We start from the raw sequence: 21,173 nt of genomic DNA on the forward strand, positions 1-21,173 counted from the left end.
TAGAATGGTATTTATTGAAGAATTCTTTTATAAACCCCAATTTTTCAAAGTTATTTCATGCTCTTCTACTTTTTAACAATTAAATTTGCTAAAATGAATGTTGAAATGAAACATTTTAAAATTCATACTGGACAATTTATAAGGTAATTTTATGTCATTTTGTGCGCAAACGTATATTTTTAATAATCTTTGTTGAGCTTAATTTATCAGCTTATATAAGAATTAAATATTATATTTTTGCTATACAGTATGGTGATCTAAAACTTATTTATAGAAAGCATAAAACAGCCTACCAAATGATGCAAGGCAGGCTGTAAAATATTCCTATTTTAAATAGAAAAACAATTGAGTATCTTTGAATTATTTTCCTTTAATTATTCCGATTGCCCATCCGATTATCCCGCTAAATATGGCCATAACAGATCCGGTCAAGAATCCAAAACCCAAAGCTCCCATCGTAGAAAAAAAGCCTAGAGTAATTGGTTCAAAAACTTTTTCAAATTTTCCTTCAATGACGGATTCATTTTTTGCTTCATGCGTGAAATTGGGTACATAAAGAGCAGCTATATTGACAGTGTTTTTCTTTTCTTGTTCGATGAGAGAAATAGTTTCCCATTGAGCATCATTTTTCAAATGATTAGCATGGACAGTTATCACTTGTGAAAGTAAAAAAGAAATCGCTATAAAAATATTTAATATGTAAGTTTTCAATCCTTTAGTCATAATTTATCACCAATATTTTTACTTCTATTTTAATCTGAATTGAATAGATACATCGGCAGAATTAGTACACATTGAGGAAACAGAAGCATTTAAAGCTTTTTTCATTTTTAATGTGATAATTCATCCGTTTTTTGTCATAAACTATGGGTAAATATAGAATATATCCATAGTTGATGTTTCATCCGAGAAGATCTTATTCTACTGAACTTTTAATTTTAACGAGATTTAAAATACGAGACTATTTTGCTGATTATCCATCCTATAAACATGCCTATCGTACTTGATGCATATCCAAGAGCCATCCCAATACCAAAAGTTCCGATGGTAACAGGTTCAATGACCTTTTCAAATTTTCCTTCAATGGCAGTTTCATTTTCCACATCACCATTTAGACTTGGTGTATAGAGAGAAACGGTATGGATTGCATCCTTTCTTTTCTGTTTTATTGTAGAAACAAAACTATTCTCACGATGAGTACTATTTTGCAAATAGTTTGCATGGCCATCTACAACCTGAGAAAGAGAAAAGGCAGACATAATAAAAATACTCAACATATGATTTTTAAAAATTTTAATCATAATTTACCTCAAATACTTTATACTATTCAATATATATGCGTAAATTTTATAGTTTGGATATTTGGATATAATCTACATCATTTATATTTTGTAGTATGATTAGCTTCATTATGTAATGATTTGCAATAAATTAAGTAATACATAATGAAGCTATTATTCTAGAGTTCTACACTAAATTATTTGAACATCAAAACTATGTCTTTTATCCAAGTTATTATCGAGCCAATAAAACTCACGGCATATCCAGCGAACAATAGTCCTACTCCTACAGTCATGGGTTCAAGGACCTTTTCAACTTTGCCTTCAAAGGTTGTCCCATTTTCTGTTTTATAATTTACAGATGGAACATAAAAAGCAGTTGTAGAAACTGCATCAGATTTCACATTCTTTACTTGTTCCATTAGGGGAACAGAAAATTCCTCTTTTGGGGTAGTATTTTCTAAATAGTTTGCATTAACATTGACAGTTTGTGAAATAAAAAAAGTGCTTGCTATAAAAAAACTTAATAAATGATTTTTAAATATTTTTACCATAACTTTACCTCAAATACTTTTAAATTATATATGTAAGTAAATATACAATATGTGCATATAGCTTACCTTATAAAGAAAATACATATTTCATTATGTATTTTAAGTCAATAATTAAAACACATATAACAAATATAGTTTCAATTTTTTATAAACATTATTGCAAAAAAGTAACAGTAATAATTACAAATTATATTTTAAAAACATTATATATAATATTTTATTATGTATTATGATATAAAACGATATGTAGTAATCGTATCATTTTTATAAAATGATATTAATATTATTTTAAATAACAACTTCATAATAAAAAATATGAAAATTATAATCAATTTATGAAAACAGCTTCAATAATTTAAACATGAATAAACATATTAAATTTTATTATATATAAATTTTTATAATAGCCATTATTACAGAATGTACATTATATAGATAATATATTTCTTATTCATATGTTTATTTTTATTGTTTCATAATTACATAGTAATATTTATTAATTTGCTATTAATGATATATAATTTTATTTTATAGATAATAAAAAATGTACAGTTCTCTCATAGTGTAAAGGAGAGCTTAGGTTCGATAAAGCTGAATAATATGATCTTTTTCGACAATGTGAATAGCATTATTTCAGATAGTGTATAGAAAACATTAATTCAGACATATTTATGTATGTCAAAAGATCAGAATTTGATAGTATTTTTCAAAACTTTATTCTTTCAAGACTGAAAAACTGCGTTTGTTTTTTTAGAAAAAGTGTTTTTTTAAATTTGAATTACTTTTGAAAAGATCTAGTTTCATTGAATATTTAAAAAATTTACTAAATGTTTTCAAAAAATTTTGAGAAGCTGCTGATATTTCTTTACGTTTTTCAACATCAGCGATTATATGTTTCATATTTATGTTCTTGTTAAAAAAAATTATAAAGGTCTCCATCCTATTTCGCAATGATGCGTGTGAATGATATAATGATAAAGTCGCATATATAAAATTTTTAGAGCATCAGAATCTTTAACGTTTATAAAGGCGAAAGAGGGCACTGTCATACACTTTGTTCATTCTTAATGTTGCTACAGTCCTTGGATTTGAGGTGCTTCATGAAGAGACGTTTTTATTCATTTCTTTAATTGATTCAACATATCCAATATTTGAAATGAGAGAATTTTACGATATTCATTTTTTTATTTAGTCTGAACTATGCTAGATTATTATTATAAATCAATATGTTGCGCATCAGTTTTTTGTAAGAAATATTTCCTATAAAAGCATATATCTTTATTAAATATATATGCTTTTAAGCTTTATATAACCTTAGAAAGATTATACCAATCGATGTTATCAAAAGATTGTTTAAGCAGCAGGATCAGTAAGCCTTCAATAAAATTACGAGATTTGGCTTGAGGAAGTATAAGCTTTTTTAATTCAACAAAAGTGTTTTTGTCGTTTTCAAATGGTGAACAAGCTCTTGTGTTCTATAGATTCCAAGAATTTTAATATGTTATCCTATGGTCAATACGAATAAAGCATAAAAATTTTACTCTATTGCGTAATATATTTAATAAGCTGAGGGGACGTGGTTTTGGCATAGCAATTTGCACACCTTATTGAGTAAGGCATCGTAATATTTTTTGACGAATCTAGCCATTTATCAGGATGGATGACTGATGTTGGGACTAGGTTATTAGATTTGAGAGAGAGAGGCAGTTTACCAGTATAGATTTAATTTCCTAGAAGATTAGATTTCTATGAATTCGTATCTCTGTTTTGGGGCTCCTTTTAAAGCATATGTAATGGTTAGACTTATGGTTTCAAACGAGGGAGCATATTTTTCTTCTTCACATTATTAAGATTAAGATGTAATCGCTCTATGTTGAAAATCATGTATTTATTAACGTTATTAGAAAAGAAGAGAAGCAAGAAGGGGAGGGGATTTGGATAAAAATGTCCTCTTCCAAGAATTTATAAACGCATATCTTCAAGAGTTTTTTTATAATAAATCGCGCCATACGGCCATTGCTTCTAAAACTTCTCCTAAATGAGCATGCTTTGCGATAACCGTTTCCGCACCAGCGTCTGCAAGTGCATTAGAGTGGCCAAGATAGCTATGGGAACCTCCCGTAAAGCCGATGACACGCATGCCTGCTGCTATGGCAGCATGGACACCATGAAGTGAATCTTCTATAACGATTGTGTTTTGGGGCTCTACTTTTAATTGTTGTGCGGCAAAAAGAAAAACATCTGGGGCAGGTTTCGTTTTTTTTGTTCCAACTTCAGGTGCTGAAAATATTTTACCTTCAAAAAGGTCATAGAGATCAACAGTGATGAGCATCTCTTTAATATCTACGCTCTTTGCATTAGAGCAGATACAGTAGGGATAGCGCGTTTGAATCATTTCTACGGCTTCTCTTACATCATCAATCGCCCGTAATTCAGTTTTTATTTGTGTACGAAAAATATTGGTCATCTGATCTATGAGATGAGCAGAAACTGGTTTTTCTGTTTCCTGTTCAACGTGTTTTAGAATATCGCGAAAGATGAGCCCTGCAAAACGCTCACTCAATTCTTCCGCTGATATTTCATATCCTGTTTGTCTGAGCAATTGAGATCCAATTTTTGCTGCAAGATATTCAGAGTCGACGAGGACTCCATCACAATCAAAAATAATAAGATCTATCTGAGGCATAAGATATTCCTTTACATGTTATGAGATGGGCAATTTTCATGAAAACAATCTTAAGAGGACCTTATTTCATAAAAATACGCTTTGAAAACGATTTTTAATTCTTTTATAAAATAAAAGCTATGGGAACAGTACATTAAAAAAAGTAAAATAAAGATTCATTGATACGAAAGTTTTTTTACTTAAAAAAAATAAAAATGAATATCAATTTTGCAGAACTTTAACGATACGTTTACTCTATTTTGTAAATATGGATTGGTAATGCGGGCCTATAAACTATTTTGATTGATTATAGGGCAAATTCAGTTCATTTTGTTGGGTTTTTCATGACAGTTATTCAGCTTCAAAAAGATTTCATTCGTACTCCCTCACAGATGCCATGGCGCAATAAAATTTTTAAAGGAGATTGTGTTGCCGTTTTAGAAAAACTGCCAAAACATTCCGTTGATATGATTTTTGCGGACCCTCCCTATAATTTGCAATTGGAGGGTGCGCTATACCGTCCAGATCATTCGCTTGTTGATGCGGTTGATGATGCATGGGACCAGTTTGAGAGTTTTGCTGCTTATGATGCTTTTACGCGCGCTTGGTTGCTTGCGTGTCGTCGTGTGTTAAAACCCAACGGAACGCTTTGGGTTATTGGATCATACCATAATATTTTTCGAGTTGGTACAGCCTTACAAGATTTAGGTTTTTGGATGCTTAATGATATTATTTGGCGCAAAAATAACCCGATGCCTAATTTCCGAGGGCGCCGCTTTCAAAATGCCCATGAGACGCTGATTTGGGCTGTACGAGATCAAAAAGATAAAAAGTACACATTTAATTATGACGCTTTGAAAGCAGCAAATGAAGATTTACAAATGCGTTCAGATTGGCTTTTTCCTCTCTGCACAGGAGCTGAACGTTTAAAGGATGATTCGGGGCGTAAATTGCATCCAACACAAAAACCACAAGCGTTATTAGCGCGTATTATTATGGCTTCTAGTAAACCTGGTGATGTTATTCTTGATCCGTTTTTTGGTTCGGGAACAACAGGTGCTGTTGCCAAGCTTTTAGGGCGTGATTTTGTTGGGATTGAACGTGAGCAAGATTATATTGATGCAGCGTGTGAGAGGATTGCGGCGGTTAAACCTTTAGCGCAACCAGAACTGGCGATTTTGGATAGAAAAAAAGCAGAACCACGTGTAGCATTCAATAGTTTGCTTGAAGCAGGTTTGCTCTATCCTGGAGAAGTTCTTTATGATCGCAAGAAGCAAGTATCTGCTATTGTAAGAGCTGATGGTACGATCATGCATGGTGGTGAAGCCGGTTCAATTCATGCAATGGGAAGAAAGGCTCAAGATTCGCAGAGTTGTAACGGTTGGACTTTTTGGTATTATGAAGAAAATGGACGGTTGAAGTCTATAGATCACTTAAGAATGATCATACGTTCACAAATGTTAAAAACGGGTGTTTTATAAACGAAGATGATCACTTCATTCTATTGATCATATGTATCCGCCCTTAGTTGAGAGAGACATACGGGCAAGTTTATACCTTTTCAAGCGTTAACATGCTAGTTTAGCTAGCGAGCGGCAAGCGTGTATTTTTATGTTTCTTGTAGAAGAAATTAAAATGCAAAAGCTTCATTCTATCTCTCATTTAAATACCAAAACAATAAAATTTCAATATAATTTTATAAAAATGAAATATCATAATTAAAAGCCTCACTCAGAAGTTTAAAATCAAGAGTTTTTTTGAGGGAAGTCTTAGATCTATAAAGTGCGTTCAATATATGATTTATAAAGATAATTTGGAATTGTTCAACTTGAATGATTCCCCTGAATATCGTGAAATTTTCTCATTTCAAGCCTGTTTATATTGAATCAATCAAAATCACTTTGTGTGTCATAAGTGGGGTTGGCATATGAGTAACAATGACTAAAGAAAAGAGTACAAATATCTCTTATGAACTATCTCAAGGGCCAAGGGCGAGAACAACATTAGAGACAGGCAAAGTGTGTGATGGTGCTGATTTACTCCTTGCATCAAGCGAAAAAAGGATAAATCCTGAAATTAAATCTAGGATTTCTAAGCTTTTCTATCCCTTCTTAATTCTTATTAATTCTTATCTGTAGAAAAAATAGATCATTTTACTTCCTTAAATTTTTCTTTTACAGAGAAGGAAATGGTCGCTAGAGATAGCACAAGTTTTTGTGAGAAAAAGTTTTATAGGGAAGGTTATTAAAATCTAAAAGAATTGGGAAGAGCTATGGCGATGGCTTTTTTCATAACAGTAGGAAGCGCTTCGTTGGCAAGATGTTGAATATTACACCACCAACCATTTTCACGATTTATTTCATGAGGATCGTCAGTATAGTAAACATCGAGCTTTAGAGAAAAGTGAGTAAAAACATGGGTAATTTGTCCTTTGAATTGCCAATTGGCAGTAAAGGGTGCATTTTGAAGTCCATGTTCGTTGTTTATACCAATATTATTAGGAATTTGGGTCATTCCGCCAAGGAGTTTTTGTGTCTGTCTTTTTTCTAAATAAATTTGTCTCTTTTTATTAAGGACCACAAAAGCAACAGCTGTTTTTAAAGGGCGTTCTTTTTTAGGAGCTTTGACTGGAAAAGCTTCTGTTTGTTGCATCTTTTCCGCTTTGCATAAACTTTGAAGAGGGCAGATAAAACAAGATGGTTTGCGTGGCGTACAAATTGTTGCTCCCAAATCCATCATTGCTTGAGCAAAGTCGCCAGGACGATTTAAAGTAGTAATCTTTTGTGTTTGTTCTTTAATTTCAGCTTTTGCTTTTGGTAATATTGAATTGATAGCAAAAAGCCGGGCTACCACACGTTCGACGTTACCATCAACCACTGCTACAGGGTGGTTAAAAGCAATTGCGACAATGGCTGCAGCTGTGTAATCTCCAATCCCCGCGAGAGTTCGTAAGGCTTTGACAGATTGTGGAAATTGTCCTGCGTAGTTTTCAACAAGCTGTTGTGCACATTTTTTAAGATTACGTGCGCGTGAATAATAACCAAGTCCAGCCCATGCCTTCATGATATCATCTTGGGAGGCTTTTGCTAAAGAGGAAAGATTAGGCCAAAGTTTCAGAAATTTTTTAAAATAAGGCTTAACAGTTTCAACGGTCGTTTGTTGAAGCATGATTTCAGAAAGCCAAACGTGATAAGGATCAGGACGGATACCTTGTTTTTGCTCTTCGGGGGTAATCCGCCAGGGGAGATGTCGGTAATTTTGATCGTACCAGGAAAGGAGGTGCGAAGAAATTTCATACATGATTGTTTTCAAGCATAGGGAGATATAAAATGCAAAAGAAAAAAGCATTTATTGGTTTATCCATGTTTTTTTGCTTCTGTATCTTTATTGTTGAGATTTTGGTGAGGAGAGAATTTCTATTTTGTTGATATTATATAAATTGGAAAGGTAATAATTTTTAGATGAAACAAATGATTGTCATTGAGTAACGGTTGAATAATGATCTAAAAATGAGAAAAAAACTCAAAAAGCATGCTTTTTATTCTCTTTCTGAGACGGTACTAAAAATACTTGATCCGGTTTTACGTAAACGGACAGGGCTTAATGTTGCGCTTATAGAGCATTGGCCACAAATTGCGGGCTATGATATCAGTAAACATACAATACCCTTTAAAATTATTTGGAAACGTCGCGCCGATCAAGATGAAGTTTTTAAGCCTGCAACACTTGTTATCGCCTGTGAAGGATTTGCTGCATTAAAATTGATGCATGAAACAGAGGAATTGCTTCATAGAATTAATGGATTTTTTGGCTATATTGCGATTGATCGCATTAAGATTGAACAAAGGAGTATGTCGGTTTTTATGAATCATGTTCCTTTAAAGCTGGCATTGAGTGAAAAAGACAAAAAAATCCTAGAAAAAATGCTCGAAGGAATTGAAGATAAAAACTTACGCCAATCACTTTATAAACTTGGCTGTTGCATTTTCTCGGAAAAAAATAATAAATAGTAAGATATTTTATATATTTTCCTTTAATATAGGGGAAAGCATTGGATTCCTATTCGTTTAATAATAACAGAAAAGTATTATTTATGGTAAAATATCGTTCTTTTTTATCTTTCGGAATAATTTTTCTCTTCATAATGATTGTACAAAACAGTGTAACAGTTGCTTTAGCACGTGGTTCCAAACCTGTTGCAACGGTGGATATGGCTGAGCTTCTTCAATCGGGTAAAGTAAAGGATCGCTTTGAGGGAGAGGCAGATGCTCCAGTCATCATTGTTGAGTATGCTTCGTTGACATGTACGCATTGTGCGCATTTTTATAATGATATCCTTCCTCAAATTCGTAAAAAATATATCAAAACAGGCAAAGTGAAAATAATTTTTCGCGATTATGCTTTTGATCCTCGGGCAACAGCAGGTTTTATGTTAGCACGATGTGCACCAGAAGATCGCTATTTTCCTTTGATAGAAGTTTTATTTCAAAAACAAAATGAGTGGGTTTGGGTAAAAGATGCTGTGACACCGTTGAAAAAGATTAGCTTAATGGCGGGTTTTACAGATGAGAGTTTTACTGCGTGTTTGAAGAATCAGTCCATTTTAGATGAAGTGAATGCATCTTTTGAGCGTGGTAAAGAACTTGGTGTCACAGCAACGCCTACTTTCTTTATCAATGGTGATAAATATGAAGGTGCCATGAACGTAGACGAGTTTTTTTCGGTGATTGATGGTTATCTTAAAAACTAAAATTTAATCTTCTAGAAGGGGAATAAGTGAGATGTGTGGTCATTTCTCTTTTGGAAGGATTGGTATTGTGCATTTATGAAGCGATTATGAGACGATATTTTTTGTTTTGCCGATTTTTAAATCAAATCATTGCTTTTAAATGAGCCTAGGTTAAATGGTATTTTGATGCTGATATGGGAGGATTTGTATAATGAAAAAATGGGTTTATAGTTTTGGAGATGGCAGCGCAGAAGGAAGTGCAAGCGAGCGTAATCTTCTAGGAGGTAAAGGCGCTAATTTGGCAGAAATGAGTAATCTTGGTTTGCCGGTACCACCTGGCTTTACTCTGACAACAGAAGTTTGTAATTTTTATTATGCCCATGACAAATCATATCCAGAAGAGCTACAGGAATCTGTTAAGAAAGCACTAAGACGTGTTGCTGAACAAACAGGACGTGAATTTGGGAATGAACAAAGACCACTTTTGCTTTCTGTTCGTTCAGGGGCGCGAGCTTCTATGCCAGGGATGATGGATACAGTGCTGAATCTTGGCATGAATGATGAAACTGTCAAAGCGATTGCTTTACAAGCCAATAATGAACGTTTTGCTTATGATAGTTATCGGCGTTTTATCCAAATGTATTCTAACGTTGTTTTAGGCGTAGAGCATTCATATTTTGAAGAGATTCTTGATGAAGCAAAAGCACACAATGGTTACACTATTGATACAGAACTGACAGCAGATGATTGGAAGAATGTTATTATTTCTTATAAAGCCTATGTTGAAGAAAAATTAGGGATCCCCTTTCCACAAGATCCTGAACAACAATTATGGGGGGCGATTGGAGCTGTTTTTTCAAGTTGGATGACAGCACGTGCAGTTACTTATCGCCGTTTACATGGCATTCCTGAAAGTTGGGGAACAGCAGTGAATGTGCAAGCTATGGTTTTTGGGAATATGGGAGAAGATTCGGCAACAGGTGTTGCTTTTACACGCAATCCGTCGACAGGGAAAAAAGAACTTTACGGTGAATTTTTAGTTAATGCGCAAGGGGAAGATGTTGTGGCGGGCATTCGAACGCCTCAAAATATTACAGAAAACGCGCGTATTGTTGCTGGTTCAAATAAGCCGTCTTTAGAAAAAATTATGCCTGAAGCTTTTTTGAAATTATGTCAGATAGCTCAGAAACTTGAGCAGCATTATTGCGATATGCAAGATCTCGAATTTACCATTGAAAAGGGGAAATTATGGATGCTGCAGACTCGTTCAGGGAAACGCACAGCGCGTGCAGCTCTCAAGATGGCAATTGAAATGGTTGAAGAGGGTTTAATAAGTTGTGAAGAGGCTGTGATGCGTATTGATGCAAAGTCACTTGACCAACTTTTACACCCAACACTAGATCCCAAAGCAGAACGTTTGGTTATAGGACGTGGTTTACCGGCTTCTCCTGGAGCTGCAACGGGTGAAATTGTTTTTACGTCAGAAGAAGCAGAAACAGCATCGGCAGAAGGGCGCAAAGTTATTTTGGTCCGTGTCGAAACAAGCCCAGAAGATATTCACGGGATGCATGCTGCTGAAGGAATTTTAACAACACGTGGCGGCATGACAAGCCATGCTGCTGTTGTGGCGCGGGGGATGGGAAAGCCATGTATTTCCGGTGCTGGTAGTGTGCGTATTGATTATAACACAAATACGCTGCTTGCTTCAGGAGAAAGCTTTAAAAAGGGTGATATTATCACAATTGATGGTGGAAGTGGGGAAATTTTCAAAGGCAAGGTTGCGATGTTGCAACCTGAACTTTGCGGAGACTTTGCAAAGTTGATGGAATGGGCTGATGGCATGCGACGTTTAAGAGTTCGCGCCAATGCTGAGACACCATCTGATGCTCGTATGGGGCGTTCTTTTGGGGCTGAAGGTATTGGCCTTTGCCGTACCGAGCATATGTTTTTTTCTGGTGAACGTATCGTTGCCATGCGTGAAATGATTTTAAGTCATGATGAAAGTGGACGTCGCAAAGCGTTAGACAAGCTTTTGCCAATGCAGCGTTCAGATTTTAGTGAATTGTTTGAAATTATGTGTGGTTTGCCTGTGACCATTCGCTTGCTCGATCCGCCACTCCATGAGTTTCTACCAAAAACCGATGTAGAAATTCTTGAAGTTGCAAAAGCTATGGGGGTTTCTGTGGAAACGCTTGCTGAACGTGCACAGCAGTTGCACGAATTTAACCCTATGCTTGGATTACGGGGATGTCGTTTAGCCATTACTTATCCTGAAATTGCTGAAATGCAAGCGCGGGCGATTTTTGAAGCAGCAGCAGAAGCCGCCCAAAAATCTGGATCTCCTGTTATGCTTGAAATTATGGTGCCACTTATTGCACTTAAATCTGAACTCGATTTTGTAAAAGCGCGTATTGATCAGGTTGCTGAGGAAGTGATGAAAGAAAAGGGAAGCACTATTCAATATATGGTTGGGACGATGATTGAGCTTCCAAGAGCAGCGCTTCGAGCCGATGAAATTGCTGAAACGGCGGAATTTTTTTCGTTTGGAACAAACGATTTGACACAAACCACTTTTGGAATTTCCCGGGATGATGCAGCTCCTTTTTTAGCAACCTATTTTCAAAAAGGTCTTTTAGAGCTCGATCCTTTCGTATCTATTGACCGTGATGGTGTTGGAGAACTGATTGCCATTGCTGCACAGCGTGGACGCTCAAAGCGTGCCAAAATAAAATTGGGAATTTGTGGTGAACATGGAGGTGATCCTGCTTCTATTGCTTTATGTGAAGAAAATAACCTAGATTATATTTCATGTTCTCCTTTTCGAGTTCCAATTGCTCGTTTAGCAGCAGCACAGGCCGCAATAGCCAAAAGGATATAACAGGTTAACATTTTTTATGGTATCGTGACCATTGAAATAAATTTTTATGTACACGCTTTTATTTCCTTCCTTAAAGAAAATAAAAGGCTTTTAGAATGCACGATAATTTATCTTACATGAGAGAGTATATTTTTGAGAGGTTTATGAGAAAAAATATAAAGCAAAGGTGTATTATTCATATACTTTCAAGTATTGACGCGACTCTTGAGAGAGAGCAGCGCACTATTGTGCAGTTAATTCACACGTTTGCTTTTTAACAGGGGGGATGTTTCACGCAAAACAGAATGCTTCAAACAAATACATTTATTTTGTACATTTATGGGCTGTTTTTAAGAAATTTCTCTTAACATATTTCACGTCACCACTCGTGGAATGGGATTATTTAAAACTCCCTGAAATTATAAAATCTTCCCCCAGAGTTTATAAACTCCACTATGTGCTGCCATCTTTACACTTATAAAAGAATATTGAATTATATAATATATTGATTGATAAAAGTAATTTTTATTTCTCATGTTGGATAAGAGCCCTGAATATCATAAGATTTTCTCATTTCAACTTCTTTTATAATGAAAAAATCAAAACCAATTTTGCACTTATAAATGGAGCTAGCATGTCGAAAAAACATTCAAAAAAGAATTAAAAATGTTTCTTATGAACACTTTCAAGTGCTGAGAGCTGTCGCACCATTAAAGGTAGGTACAAATGTAATGATGCAAGCTTGCTCCTTTAAAAGCGTAAGAATGATAGTGCATAGTGGGGCTGCTATGATATTATTTACGAGCATTGTTGCGAAATGGGTTTGAGCACTTTGAGAGATGCTTTTCTAAAGAAAGCCCCGTGAATGGCAAAGTATATTCCGTTTGGGATGTTTTGTTTTACGTGGAGGGGGAGGGCGTAAGCTCAAAAAGACACGTGATAAATAAAAGCATGATGCAATAGGTAATTTCTATTATTTATAAAAGAAGGCACTGCTTGAGATATCTTTGAAAGTCGTAAAGCTGAATGAAAAGAAAATGGTCAAGATGGGAAATGGTTTCTATCCTTAAAATTTTATATTTTTCCCAAATTAAGCTCTCACCCTGTTTTAAGAGATTACACAAACAGAAACAGACAATATGTTTGCACCCATTTGGCATACAAAAGCCACAACAGTAGAGAAAATACGCCTTAGTCTTTATCTCAAACATGCGATTGAATGTTGATTTATAAGCAACAAGAAAAGCACGGGCTGTTTTAAAAAACAACGCCATAAAATACAAGATTTTCCAGTAATGAATTGGAGAAGTGTGCCGGCTTTTTATGAAACATTTTTCGAAACAAAAAACATAACACAACTGACTTTTCGTCTACTTCTTCTTAAAGGTATTCGTACATATTCTTGGCATCATATTCACAAAATCAAATTGGCAGTAGTATATGAATAATTTCTGGCTAGAGAATATGAAAAGAAGGTGTGATGCGACAACAGAATTTCGTGTCCCTTCATCATCAGAAGCGATAAAAATTTAAAAAAGTGCGTTTGCTCTCTTACAATGATTTCTTTTTTCTGTAACTGGTCATAATCTCCTTACTAGCAAATTGTATGGCTCAATATGTAATGTGTAAGAAAATCATTTTGATTGATTCAATACAAGAAGGCTTAAGATGAAGGAATATTGTTGTACTTGGCTAGGTATTAAACAAGCAGATGATCAATTATGATTATAATAAGTTAAGAGATTATTTTTATAATGTAGATATGATTAAGCTTCAATTTAATAAACCAATTTCACGCATTTTCATCAAAATTGTGTGGTTAATTTTTCCCGTGACAGGAAGATCAAACATTTTTTGAAATTGTTTTAAGGCTTCTATCATCTTTTGATCTTCTATTCCTGTGACAAGAACTTCCTCATGACCAAAATTACGTAAAGCTTTTTGTACCTGTAAAATATCTTCAACAGAAGGATCTAAAATAGCTTCTTTCGAATTTGTTATATTTTTTGTTGTTGTATTCTTTGCCATTTCTATTTCGCTCTGTTTAATTAATATCGCAATTTCATCTGTTGTGGGATTAGATAAAACGTTTTTTTGCTTTTTGGGGGGAGCTTGTTGTTTCCATAAAGCGATAGCACGACGCGTTTTAGGTCCATCCAGTCCATCTAAAGGTCCATCATAAAGTCCTAATTCTGCGAGTTCTTTTTGTTTTTCCAGCATGCTTGCTGATTGAGGGGGGAAAGGTGAATCTGTGCGGTGATGATTTGGAGAATGGAGTGAAGTTACACGAGAGAGTTCTTGTGATTTTGCTTCTTTTTCGGATAAATTAGAGTTTTTTCCTATACTTTGAGCAGAAAAAAACGTCATTTGAGTTAAAATATTTTGATGGACCGTCATTTGTGAAAATAAAGCATTAAATGAAACAAATAAAAAACTGATGATAAAAAGAAGAGATCCAACAAAAAATAAAATATTTTTTCGTGTATAAAAATAAAGAGTTTTTGCACTCCAAAAAATAAAATAAAAAATTATCAGAAGAAGAGTGATAAAAATACTATTATTGTATTTACGCTGTTTTACAGTTTTTTTTCGGGACGTCTTTCGCTTTGTTGCCATTATTTTTGATTTTCAGTTTCGTTTATTTTCCACAAAGGACGAATGTAAATTATTTCTTATTTCAAGCTAGAAAGAAGCGCATTGATATGATTGCTTTTTCCTTTCAAATTCCTAAAATAAACAGTTTCATTATATCCATTTATAAGTTGATAAATCGACAAGAGCTCTTATCAACTTCTATTAATTTCATAGTTTACAAATCTTTAATATATCAAAGAAAACATCAAATAATTAACACTCAAGATTATCTTGGTTTTTTCAAAGGATCATTATCACATCTAATCATCTAAACAATCATGCCACGTTATTCTCCATTTTTGGCGCATATGTTTGCCTAATATTAAAAATCGAGTTGAGAATAGCTTCCAATAACGATAGAATGACGATAGTCATTATTCTTCTTTATAATTTACATGGAGAGGGTTACTTATCCGTAAACGGTTTGGTAAGAGCAATTCTCGCTTAATGGTATTATATTTGGGCATAAATTTCTTCTATTCATATCCAATAATTTTCATAAGTATCAATTAAATTGATATTTACAATGTTATAGAAAAAATCTCGATTTGAGATGGAATCATAAGGAATGCATTTTTTTAACATTCTTATTGACATGTTGATCATTTTCATAACGTGCCAGTAAAAATTTTATAGACAATATAAAATATTATATCGACACGCGAGTTAGATTAACAGAGTTTTATTCTTCTTTAGCCTTTTCAACTAAGCTTAAAATGATGGATGATTATTTAAAATAAGTATATACACAGTATGGAAAAGAAATTAGATCATGTTTTTAATTCTTATCTTATTGCTACACTTTCTCGTGGAATAAAAGGCTACAAATGTGAAGCGTATACTTCTCCATTGTGAATGATTACGTCTCTTATTTTTTGTATAATTTTGATATTAATTATTTATCGAATAAATAATGTTTTCCATTTTATACAGCGACATCGTATCATATTTATAAAAAAGCTAATGATATAGGTCCAATAAATGAATACCTCATTTTATAAATTTTTTATAAAGAAGCAGTGTGTAAAATCCCCTTTTATTGCCTTTACCACTACGGTACATTAATTGCTCATGATACGTTTTTTAATTAAATTATCATTTTTTTTGTTTTTTGTTTTTGTCATTATTTCATTTTTTGTAGCAAATCCAAGCAGTAATCATTCTTCTAACTCAAAAAATAATGAGACAACAACAAGCGATGTGATTATTGCTTTTAAGGAAGCTTTAAATGACTTAGGAACATTTTGTGACCGTAATAAAGAAACTTGTAAAGTAGGAAGGTCCGTTTTAAGTTTACTTGGCGAACGCGCATATTACGGTGCAAGAGCTGTTTATGAATATTTAGGACACATATTAGGGCACAAAAATAATGTAGAGGTTTCTCCTAATGCTTCTCATAAAATGGAAATAAAAAAATTCTCACAAAATCATAAAATGTTATCTTAAAATAAGAATTTTTAACGTTCTTCATATTCGTTATGTTAGGAAGATAAATATTTATCTCCCCATAATATATTCAACATGATGATTAAAAGGAAACAGGACTAAGATTATGGCGGAAACAATCGACAATATTATAGAAAACTTTTCGCTTTTGGATAGTTGGGAAGATCGTTATCGTTATGTCATTGAGCTTGGCCATGAATTACCACCTTTTCCAGAAAGTGCTCGAAACGATGCCCACAAAGTTCCTGGTTGTGTTAGCCAAGTGTGGCTTTTATCGTCACGTAATAATTCAGAAGATCCAATATTAACGTTTCAAGGTGATTCCGATGCCCATATTGTGCGTGGACTCATTTATATTCTTCTTGCTTTCTATTCAGGTAAAAAAGCTTCTGAAATTCGTAACTCTGATGCTCAAGAGCTCTTTGAAAAACTTGGTTTAAATGAAAATCTTACACCACAACGATCCAATGGTTTAAAATCAATGATTAAACGAATCCGTAACGAAAGCTCTATATAATTCCCTTTCTAAAAACCATCATGCACACAAAAATTTCACAAAAAATACGCACTCTAAAAAGCAACTTTATATATATTAGGAACTACTTTTTCGCAAAATATGACTATTTAGCTTTTTTCCGTTTACTTTTGCGTCCAAGCCCCATTTCCTTGGCTAAAGCTGATCGTGTTTTTGCATAATTAGGCGCCACCATAGGATAAGAGCTGTCTAACTGCCATTTTTCACGATATTCCTCTGGTAACATTCCATAATGTGTCATGAGATGACGCTTGAGAGATTTAAATTTTTTTCCATCTTCAAGGCAAATGAGATAATCAGGAAATACCGAACGCTTTGGATTAACGGCAGGCCTTTGTTTTTCAGCTTCGACTTCCGTTAATTCTAAGTTTCCTGCTTTACGAAAAGCAGCATGGACATCAGCAATCAAACTTGGCACTTCAGTCGGTCGAATAGAATTATTACTCACGTAGGCAGCAACAATATCAGCAACCAATGTAATAACTAAATTGCTTTCAGTCTCTAAGACTGCACGATGTTCCATTCTTGTTTCCTTTAATTCAAAATCGAGTAATCCAAAATCGAGATATAGTGCATATACTCATAATATAAAGATCTGATGCACATAAGTTTCATATTGTACAAAAATCTTTTTTGTCAATTCAATTATTTTATAAAATTGCCAAAACACAAAAAAATCAAATAAATACCTCTTTTTTGTCATAATATATAATAAGAAAAACGAAATTCTTACATATTAAAATACAGTTTTATTCTATAACATATCATACATATATACGATATATCACAAATATAAAAAAAATATAAGATAAAATTTATTTATTTTTTTTGAGAACGTAAAAATAAAATTACGTATTATAAAAATACAAGACATAAAACATTATTTTTATTTTAAATAATTAATAATTTATTAAATATTTTTTTATAAAATTTAAATTTATTTTTATGATTTTTATTTATTAAAACTAACAAATAGAAACGAACTATATTATAAATATGACAAAATATCACCATTTATAATATAAAACTATACATTAAAACGATATAGAATACTTTTTTATTTTTTATAATATAATATCAAAAATTTATATATATTCATCCTTTCTATAAAATTATACATTTATACTGTATCAAAAAAAATCAATTCTTTCTCTTATAACTTAATTGTCTTATCCGTCACTTTCATTATAAAAGTGGTATTCTATCCTCACAAAACAATAGCTATGATAGCTAATAAAGAGAAGGATATTAATTGTAAAAATGATCACGAGGCTATTTTGGCAAGTGTGTAGAAATTATATTCTTATACTTGCATCAATAACTTCGATTTCAACATATAAACGAAGCAATTAAAATATTTTAATATAGGATTATGTATGACCCGCACTTTTACAATTCCTCCCAAAGCATCTAGAATCACTCATAAGGAAATATATCACGGTATTTTTCGTGATGATCCCTATCATTGGCTACGCGCATCTAACTGGAAAAATGTTTTTAAAAATCCTAACTGTCTTGATTCCAATATTCGACATCATCTCGAAAAAGAAAATGCTTATCAAGCGGCTCAGATGGCTGATACAAAGCCATTAAGAGATTTGCTTTTTACCGAAATGAAAAGCAGGATCCAAGAGAATGATAGTTCCGTTCCTATAAAAAATGGACCTTTTGCTTACGGATTTTCTTATGTTACCGGAGGGCAACAACCACATTATTTTCGGACACCAAGGAATGGTGGAGAAAAATATGTTTATCTTAATGGAGATCTTTTGGCTGAAGGTAAAGAATATTTCAATTTTGGTTCAGTTCAAGAATCTCCAGATCATAGATATGTTGTATGGACTTATGACGATAAAGGATCGGAATTCTATACAGCTAAAATTCGTAATTTAGAAACATTATCTGATTTTACGGACGCTATAATTGACACATCCGGACAAATTGTGTGGGATGCTCAATCTGAAGGTTTTTTCTATACAAAGTTGGATGAGAACCACCGACCTTCAGAGCTCTATTATCATCGCTTAGACACAGATCAATCACAAGATAAACTTATTTTTCGTGAAGATAATCCAGGTTTTTTCTTAAATGTAAGCGGTTCTAAGCTTCATGATGTTATTTATATTAATATTCATGATCATGAAACCTCAGAGATTTGGTTAATTCCTGCCAAAGCGCCTCTTAGCGTTCCTCAATGTGTGCGAAAACGGCAAAAAGGTGTTGAATATTCACTTACAGAAGGTGGTGATGTCTTTTATATTCTTACTAATTTAGATAATGCAAAGGATTTTAAAATGATGGTTGCGCCGTATGAAGCGCCGCAATCAGAAAATTGGTCAGAGCTTGTATCTCATCAGCTTGGATGTTTAATCCTATCCCATGATGCGTATCAAGACTTTCTTATTTGGCTCGAACGCTTTGAAGGACTTCCTCGTATAAAAATTATGGAGCGTACAACGAAACAAATTCATTCCATTGCTTTTGATGAAGAGGTTTATTCTTTAGGTTTGCAAGGTGCAGCGGAATATAATAGTCAATCCATACGCTTTTCTTATTCATCGATGACAACGCCTGATCAAGTATTTGATTATGAGGTGAGAAGTCGCAAACGAATATTGTTAAAGACGCAAATAATTCCCTCTGGCCATAATAAAGATGAATATATAACGCGACGTATTATGGCCACCGCAGAGGATGGTGAAAAAATTCCCATCTCACTTTTTTATCATAAAACGACACCTCTTAATGGTTGTGCACCTTGTTTGCTTTACGGTTATGGTGCTTATGGGATTTCTATTCCTGCCAGTTTCAATAGTAATGTCCTCTCTCTCGTAAACAGAGGTTTTATTTATGCTATTGCCCATATTCGTGGAGGCAAAGAAAAAGGGGTTGAATGGTATGAGAAAGGAAAGCATCTCTTTAAATATAACACATTTACCGATTTTATTGCTTGTGGGCGCTATCTTGTAAACAATAAATTCACAGCCCATGATCGGTTGATTGCGCATGGTGGTTCGGCAGGAGGAATGTTGATGGGGGCGATTGCCAATATAGCGCCACAGGATTTTGCTGGGATTATAGCCAATGTACCTTTTGTTGATGTTTTAACAACGATGCTCGATGCTTCCTTACCTCTAACGCCCCCCGAATGGCCCGAATGGGGAAATCCTCTTGAATCACAAGAAGATTATAATCTTATAGCTTCTTATTCTCCCTATGATAACGTCAAAGCGCAAAAATATCCGCCTATGCTTGTGATCGCAGGATTAACAGACCCTCGTGTAACTTATTGGGAACCTACAAAATGGGTAGCAAAATTGCGTGAGTTAAAAACAGATGATAATGCAATTTTATTGCGTATTAACATGGATTCAGGGCACGCTGGTGCAGCTGGACGTTTTTCAAAGTTAGAAGAAGTTGCTTATATCTATGCATATATTCTAAAGATAGCAGGAAAAGACCGTTGCTAATTTATAATGTTTGTTTGTCAGTCCCTATAATTTATAAGATTATAGGGACTGATAGGCACTAAGAAATTATCGAGACAACTTACAATCCACAATCTTCATAAAGTTTGAGAACATAATCCCAATTAATCAAATGATCGACAAAAGCTTCGAGATATTTCGGACGAGCATTGCGGTAGTCAATATAATAAGAATGTTCCCACACATCCACACCTAGAATAGGCTGAGCATCATGAACCAAAGGATTTTCACCATTTGGCGTTTTCATAATTTCAAGCTTACCATCTTTAACAGTAACCCATGCCCATCCGGAGCCGAATTGGGCACTAGCAGTATCAATAAAATCAGTACGGAATTTGTCATAACCACCTAGATCAGCTTCAATAGCTTTTGCTAGTTTTTCAGGCATCTTTTGACCACCACCATCTTTTTTCATCCAATTCCAAAAATGGTTATGATTGTAATATTGCGCTGCATTATTAAACAAACCAACATGTTTTCCAAAACTTTTTTTCACAATTTCTTCAAGGCTTTCATTTTCCAAGCCTGCGTCTTTTATAAGGTTGTTGGTATTGGTAAGATAAGCGAGATGATGCTTATCATGATGATATTCAAGTGTTTCGCGTGACATATAGGGCGCAAGAGCATCGTAATCATAAGGCAATGCAGCCAATTCAAAAGCCATTTAAAAATCTCCTCGATTCTAATTGTTAAGCTTACTTTAAAAGCCTAATTTGCCATTTGCAGCACCTAAAAGCAAATATTGAATGCTTATTATATGTTAATTAATTTTAATGTCTCTCTCTTTGAAAAGGAGCGTTTAGGAAATATATGCTAACCAATCAAAAGGGACACGGGTCTATATAAATAGCGCCTTCTGAAAAATTTTTACATCTACGAATGGATAAAAATAGCATGATTTTTTGAATAAAAAGTAAAGGGGAAAAAGCTATCATTCTTTGTTTTTATACCTAAAAATATTTTTAATTTTTTGCAAAATTTTTTT

At 33.7% G+C, this 21,173-nt stretch carries 15 protein-coding genes; 7 read left to right on the forward strand and 8 right to left on the reverse strand.

Annotated elements, in window-relative coordinates; genetic code table 11:
• Window positions 1–360 precede the first annotated feature (360 nt).
• The 4 genes from D1093_RS04935 to D1093_RS04955 all read right to left on the reverse strand — a co-directional run bounded on the left by D1093_RS04935 (window position 361) and on the right by D1093_RS04955 (window position 4,520).
• The gene (locus D1093_RS04935) at window positions 361–723 is read right to left on the reverse strand and encodes a hypothetical protein (RefSeq protein WP_120101032.1); all 363 of its coding nucleotides are present in this window, start codon (window positions 721–723) and stop codon (window positions 361–363) included.
• A 215-nt stretch (window positions 724–938) separates the two neighbouring features.
• Window positions 939–1,301 (reverse strand): hypothetical protein, encoded by a 363-nt coding sequence (locus tag D1093_RS04940; RefSeq protein ID WP_120101034.1) that lies wholly within the window; start codon window positions 1,299–1,301, stop codon window positions 939–941.
• Window positions 1,302–1,477: 176 nt separating this feature from the next.
• On the reverse strand, window positions 1,478–1,834 hold the full coding sequence (locus D1093_RS04945) for a hypothetical protein (protein ID WP_120101035.1): 357 nt from the start codon (window positions 1,832–1,834) through the stop codon (window positions 1,478–1,480).
• A 1,990-nt stretch (window positions 1,835–3,824) separates the two neighbouring features.
• Window positions 3,825–4,520, reverse strand: a complete 696-nt coding sequence (locus tag D1093_RS04955) for an HAD family hydrolase (protein ID WP_120101037.1) — start codon at window positions 4,518–4,520, stop codon at window positions 3,825–3,827.
• 371 nt (window positions 4,521–4,891) lie between these two features.
• Here D1093_RS04955 and D1093_RS04960 point away from each other — a divergent pair, with 371 nt between their 5' ends.
• Window positions 4,892–5,980, forward strand: a complete 1,089-nt coding sequence (locus D1093_RS04960) for a site-specific DNA-methyltransferase (RefSeq protein WP_425290656.1) — start codon at window positions 4,892–4,894, stop codon at window positions 5,978–5,980.
• Window positions 5,981–6,743: 763 nt separating this feature from the next.
• On the opposite strand, the gene mutY is transcribed toward D1093_RS04960, so the two are convergent.
• Complete coding sequence (gene mutY / locus D1093_RS04970; protein WP_120101041.1) at window positions 6,744–7,847, reverse strand: A/G-specific adenine glycosylase; 1,104 nt, start codon at window positions 7,845–7,847, stop codon at window positions 6,744–6,746.
• Window positions 7,848–8,008: 161 nt separating this feature from the next.
• On the opposite strand from mutY, the gene D1093_RS04975 reads away from it, so the two are divergent.
• From D1093_RS04975 to ppdK, 3 genes are all read left to right on the forward strand, one after another.
• Window positions 8,009–8,509: a DUF721 domain-containing protein gene (locus D1093_RS04975; RefSeq protein ID WP_120101043.1), complete on the forward strand. Its 501-nt coding sequence runs from the start codon at window positions 8,009–8,011 to the stop codon at window positions 8,507–8,509.
• Between the two features lie 83 nt (window positions 8,510–8,592).
• Window positions 8,593–9,249, forward strand: a complete 657-nt coding sequence (locus tag D1093_RS04980) for a DsbA family protein (protein ID WP_120101045.1) — start codon at window positions 8,593–8,595, stop codon at window positions 9,247–9,249.
• A gap of 190 nt (window positions 9,250–9,439) precedes the next feature.
• Complete coding sequence (gene ppdK, locus D1093_RS04985; protein ID WP_120101047.1) at window positions 9,440–12,106, forward strand: pyruvate, phosphate dikinase; 2,667 nt, start codon at window positions 9,440–9,442, stop codon at window positions 12,104–12,106.
• Between the two features lie 1,752 nt (window positions 12,107–13,858).
• Here ppdK and D1093_RS04995 read toward each other — a convergent pair.
• Entirely contained in the window at window positions 13,859–14,701 is an 843-nt protein-coding gene (locus tag D1093_RS04995; RefSeq protein WP_120101050.1) for a peptidoglycan-binding domain-containing protein, read from the reverse strand.
• A gap of 1,089 nt (window positions 14,702–15,790) precedes the next feature.
• Between D1093_RS04995 and D1093_RS05000 the strand changes: the two genes are divergently transcribed.
• Window positions 15,791–16,165: a DUF5330 domain-containing protein gene (locus tag D1093_RS05000; RefSeq protein ID WP_120101052.1), complete on the forward strand. Its 375-nt coding sequence runs from the start codon at window positions 15,791–15,793 to the stop codon at window positions 16,163–16,165.
• 106 nt (window positions 16,166–16,271) lie between these two features.
• Window positions 16,272–16,682, forward strand: coding sequence for a SufE family protein (locus D1093_RS05005; RefSeq protein WP_120101053.1), 411 nt, complete (start codon window positions 16,272–16,274; stop codon window positions 16,680–16,682).
• A 103-nt stretch (window positions 16,683–16,785) separates the two neighbouring features.
• Here the strand turns inward: D1093_RS05005 and D1093_RS05010 are convergent, their stop codons facing one another.
• Complete coding sequence (locus D1093_RS05010; protein ID WP_005773912.1) at window positions 16,786–17,223, reverse strand: Ros/MucR family transcriptional regulator; 438 nt, start codon at window positions 17,221–17,223, stop codon at window positions 16,786–16,788.
• An 853-nt stretch (window positions 17,224–18,076) separates the two neighbouring features.
• Here D1093_RS05010 and D1093_RS05015 point away from each other — a divergent pair.
• Window positions 18,077–20,170 (forward strand): S9 family peptidase, encoded by a 2,094-nt coding sequence (locus D1093_RS05015; protein WP_120101055.1) that lies wholly within the window; start codon window positions 18,077–18,079, stop codon window positions 20,168–20,170.
• Between the two features lie 79 nt (window positions 20,171–20,249).
• On the opposite strand, the gene D1093_RS05020 is transcribed toward D1093_RS05015, so the two are convergent.
• Window positions 20,250–20,852: a superoxide dismutase gene (locus D1093_RS05020; RefSeq protein ID WP_120101057.1), complete on the reverse strand. Its 603-nt coding sequence runs from the start codon at window positions 20,850–20,852 to the stop codon at window positions 20,250–20,252.
• Between the last annotated feature and the right edge of the window lie 321 nt (window positions 20,853–21,173).

Source organism: Bartonella kosoyi, from assembly GCF_003606325.2.
Taxonomy (GTDB): Bacteria; Pseudomonadota; Alphaproteobacteria; order Rhizobiales; family Rhizobiaceae; genus Bartonella; species Bartonella kosoyi.

What these genes read in the sequence shown, in the direction of transcription:
- D1093_RS04935 (WP_120101032.1), bottom strand. Translation starts at nt 723, where the DNA reads ATGACTAAAGGATTGAAAACTTACATATTAAATATTTTTATAGCGATT.
- D1093_RS04940 (WP_120101034.1), bottom strand. Translation starts at nt 1,301, where the DNA reads ATGATTAAAATTTTTAAAAATCATATGTTGAGTATTTTTATTATGTCT.
- D1093_RS04945 (WP_120101035.1), bottom strand. Translation starts at nt 1,834, where the DNA reads ATGGTAAAAATATTTAAAAATCATTTATTAAGTTTTTTTATAGCAAGC.
- D1093_RS04955 (WP_120101037.1), bottom strand. Translation starts at nt 4,520, where the DNA reads ATGCCTCAGATAGATCTTATTATTTTTGATTGTGATGGAGTCCTCGTC.
- D1093_RS04960 (WP_425290656.1), top strand. Translation starts at nt 4,892, where the DNA reads ATGCCATGGCGCAATAAAATTTTTAAAGGAGATTGTGTTGCCGTTTTA.
- mutY (WP_120101041.1), bottom strand. Translation starts at nt 7,847, where the DNA reads ATGCTTTTTTCTTTTGCATTTTATATCTCCCTATGCTTGAAAACAATC.
- D1093_RS04975 (WP_120101043.1), top strand. Translation starts at nt 8,009, where the DNA reads ATGAGAAAAAAACTCAAAAAGCATGCTTTTTATTCTCTTTCTGAGACG.
- D1093_RS04980 (WP_120101045.1), top strand. Translation starts at nt 8,593, where the DNA reads ATGGTAAAATATCGTTCTTTTTTATCTTTCGGAATAATTTTTCTCTTC.
- ppdK (WP_120101047.1), top strand. Translation starts at nt 9,440, where the DNA reads ATGAAAAAATGGGTTTATAGTTTTGGAGATGGCAGCGCAGAAGGAAGT.
- D1093_RS04995 (WP_120101050.1), bottom strand. Translation starts at nt 14,701, where the DNA reads ATGGCAACAAAGCGAAAGACGTCCCGAAAAAAAACTGTAAAACAGCGT.
- D1093_RS05000 (WP_120101052.1), top strand. Translation starts at nt 15,791, where the DNA reads ATGATACGTTTTTTAATTAAATTATCATTTTTTTTGTTTTTTGTTTTT.
- D1093_RS05005 (WP_120101053.1), top strand. Translation starts at nt 16,272, where the DNA reads ATGGCGGAAACAATCGACAATATTATAGAAAACTTTTCGCTTTTGGAT.
- D1093_RS05010 (WP_005773912.1), bottom strand. Translation starts at nt 17,223, where the DNA reads ATGGAACATCGTGCAGTCTTAGAGACTGAAAGCAATTTAGTTATTACA.
- D1093_RS05015 (WP_120101055.1), top strand. Translation starts at nt 18,077, where the DNA reads ATGACCCGCACTTTTACAATTCCTCCCAAAGCATCTAGAATCACTCAT.
- D1093_RS05020 (WP_120101057.1), bottom strand. Translation starts at nt 20,852, where the DNA reads ATGGCTTTTGAATTGGCTGCATTGCCTTATGATTACGATGCTCTTGCG.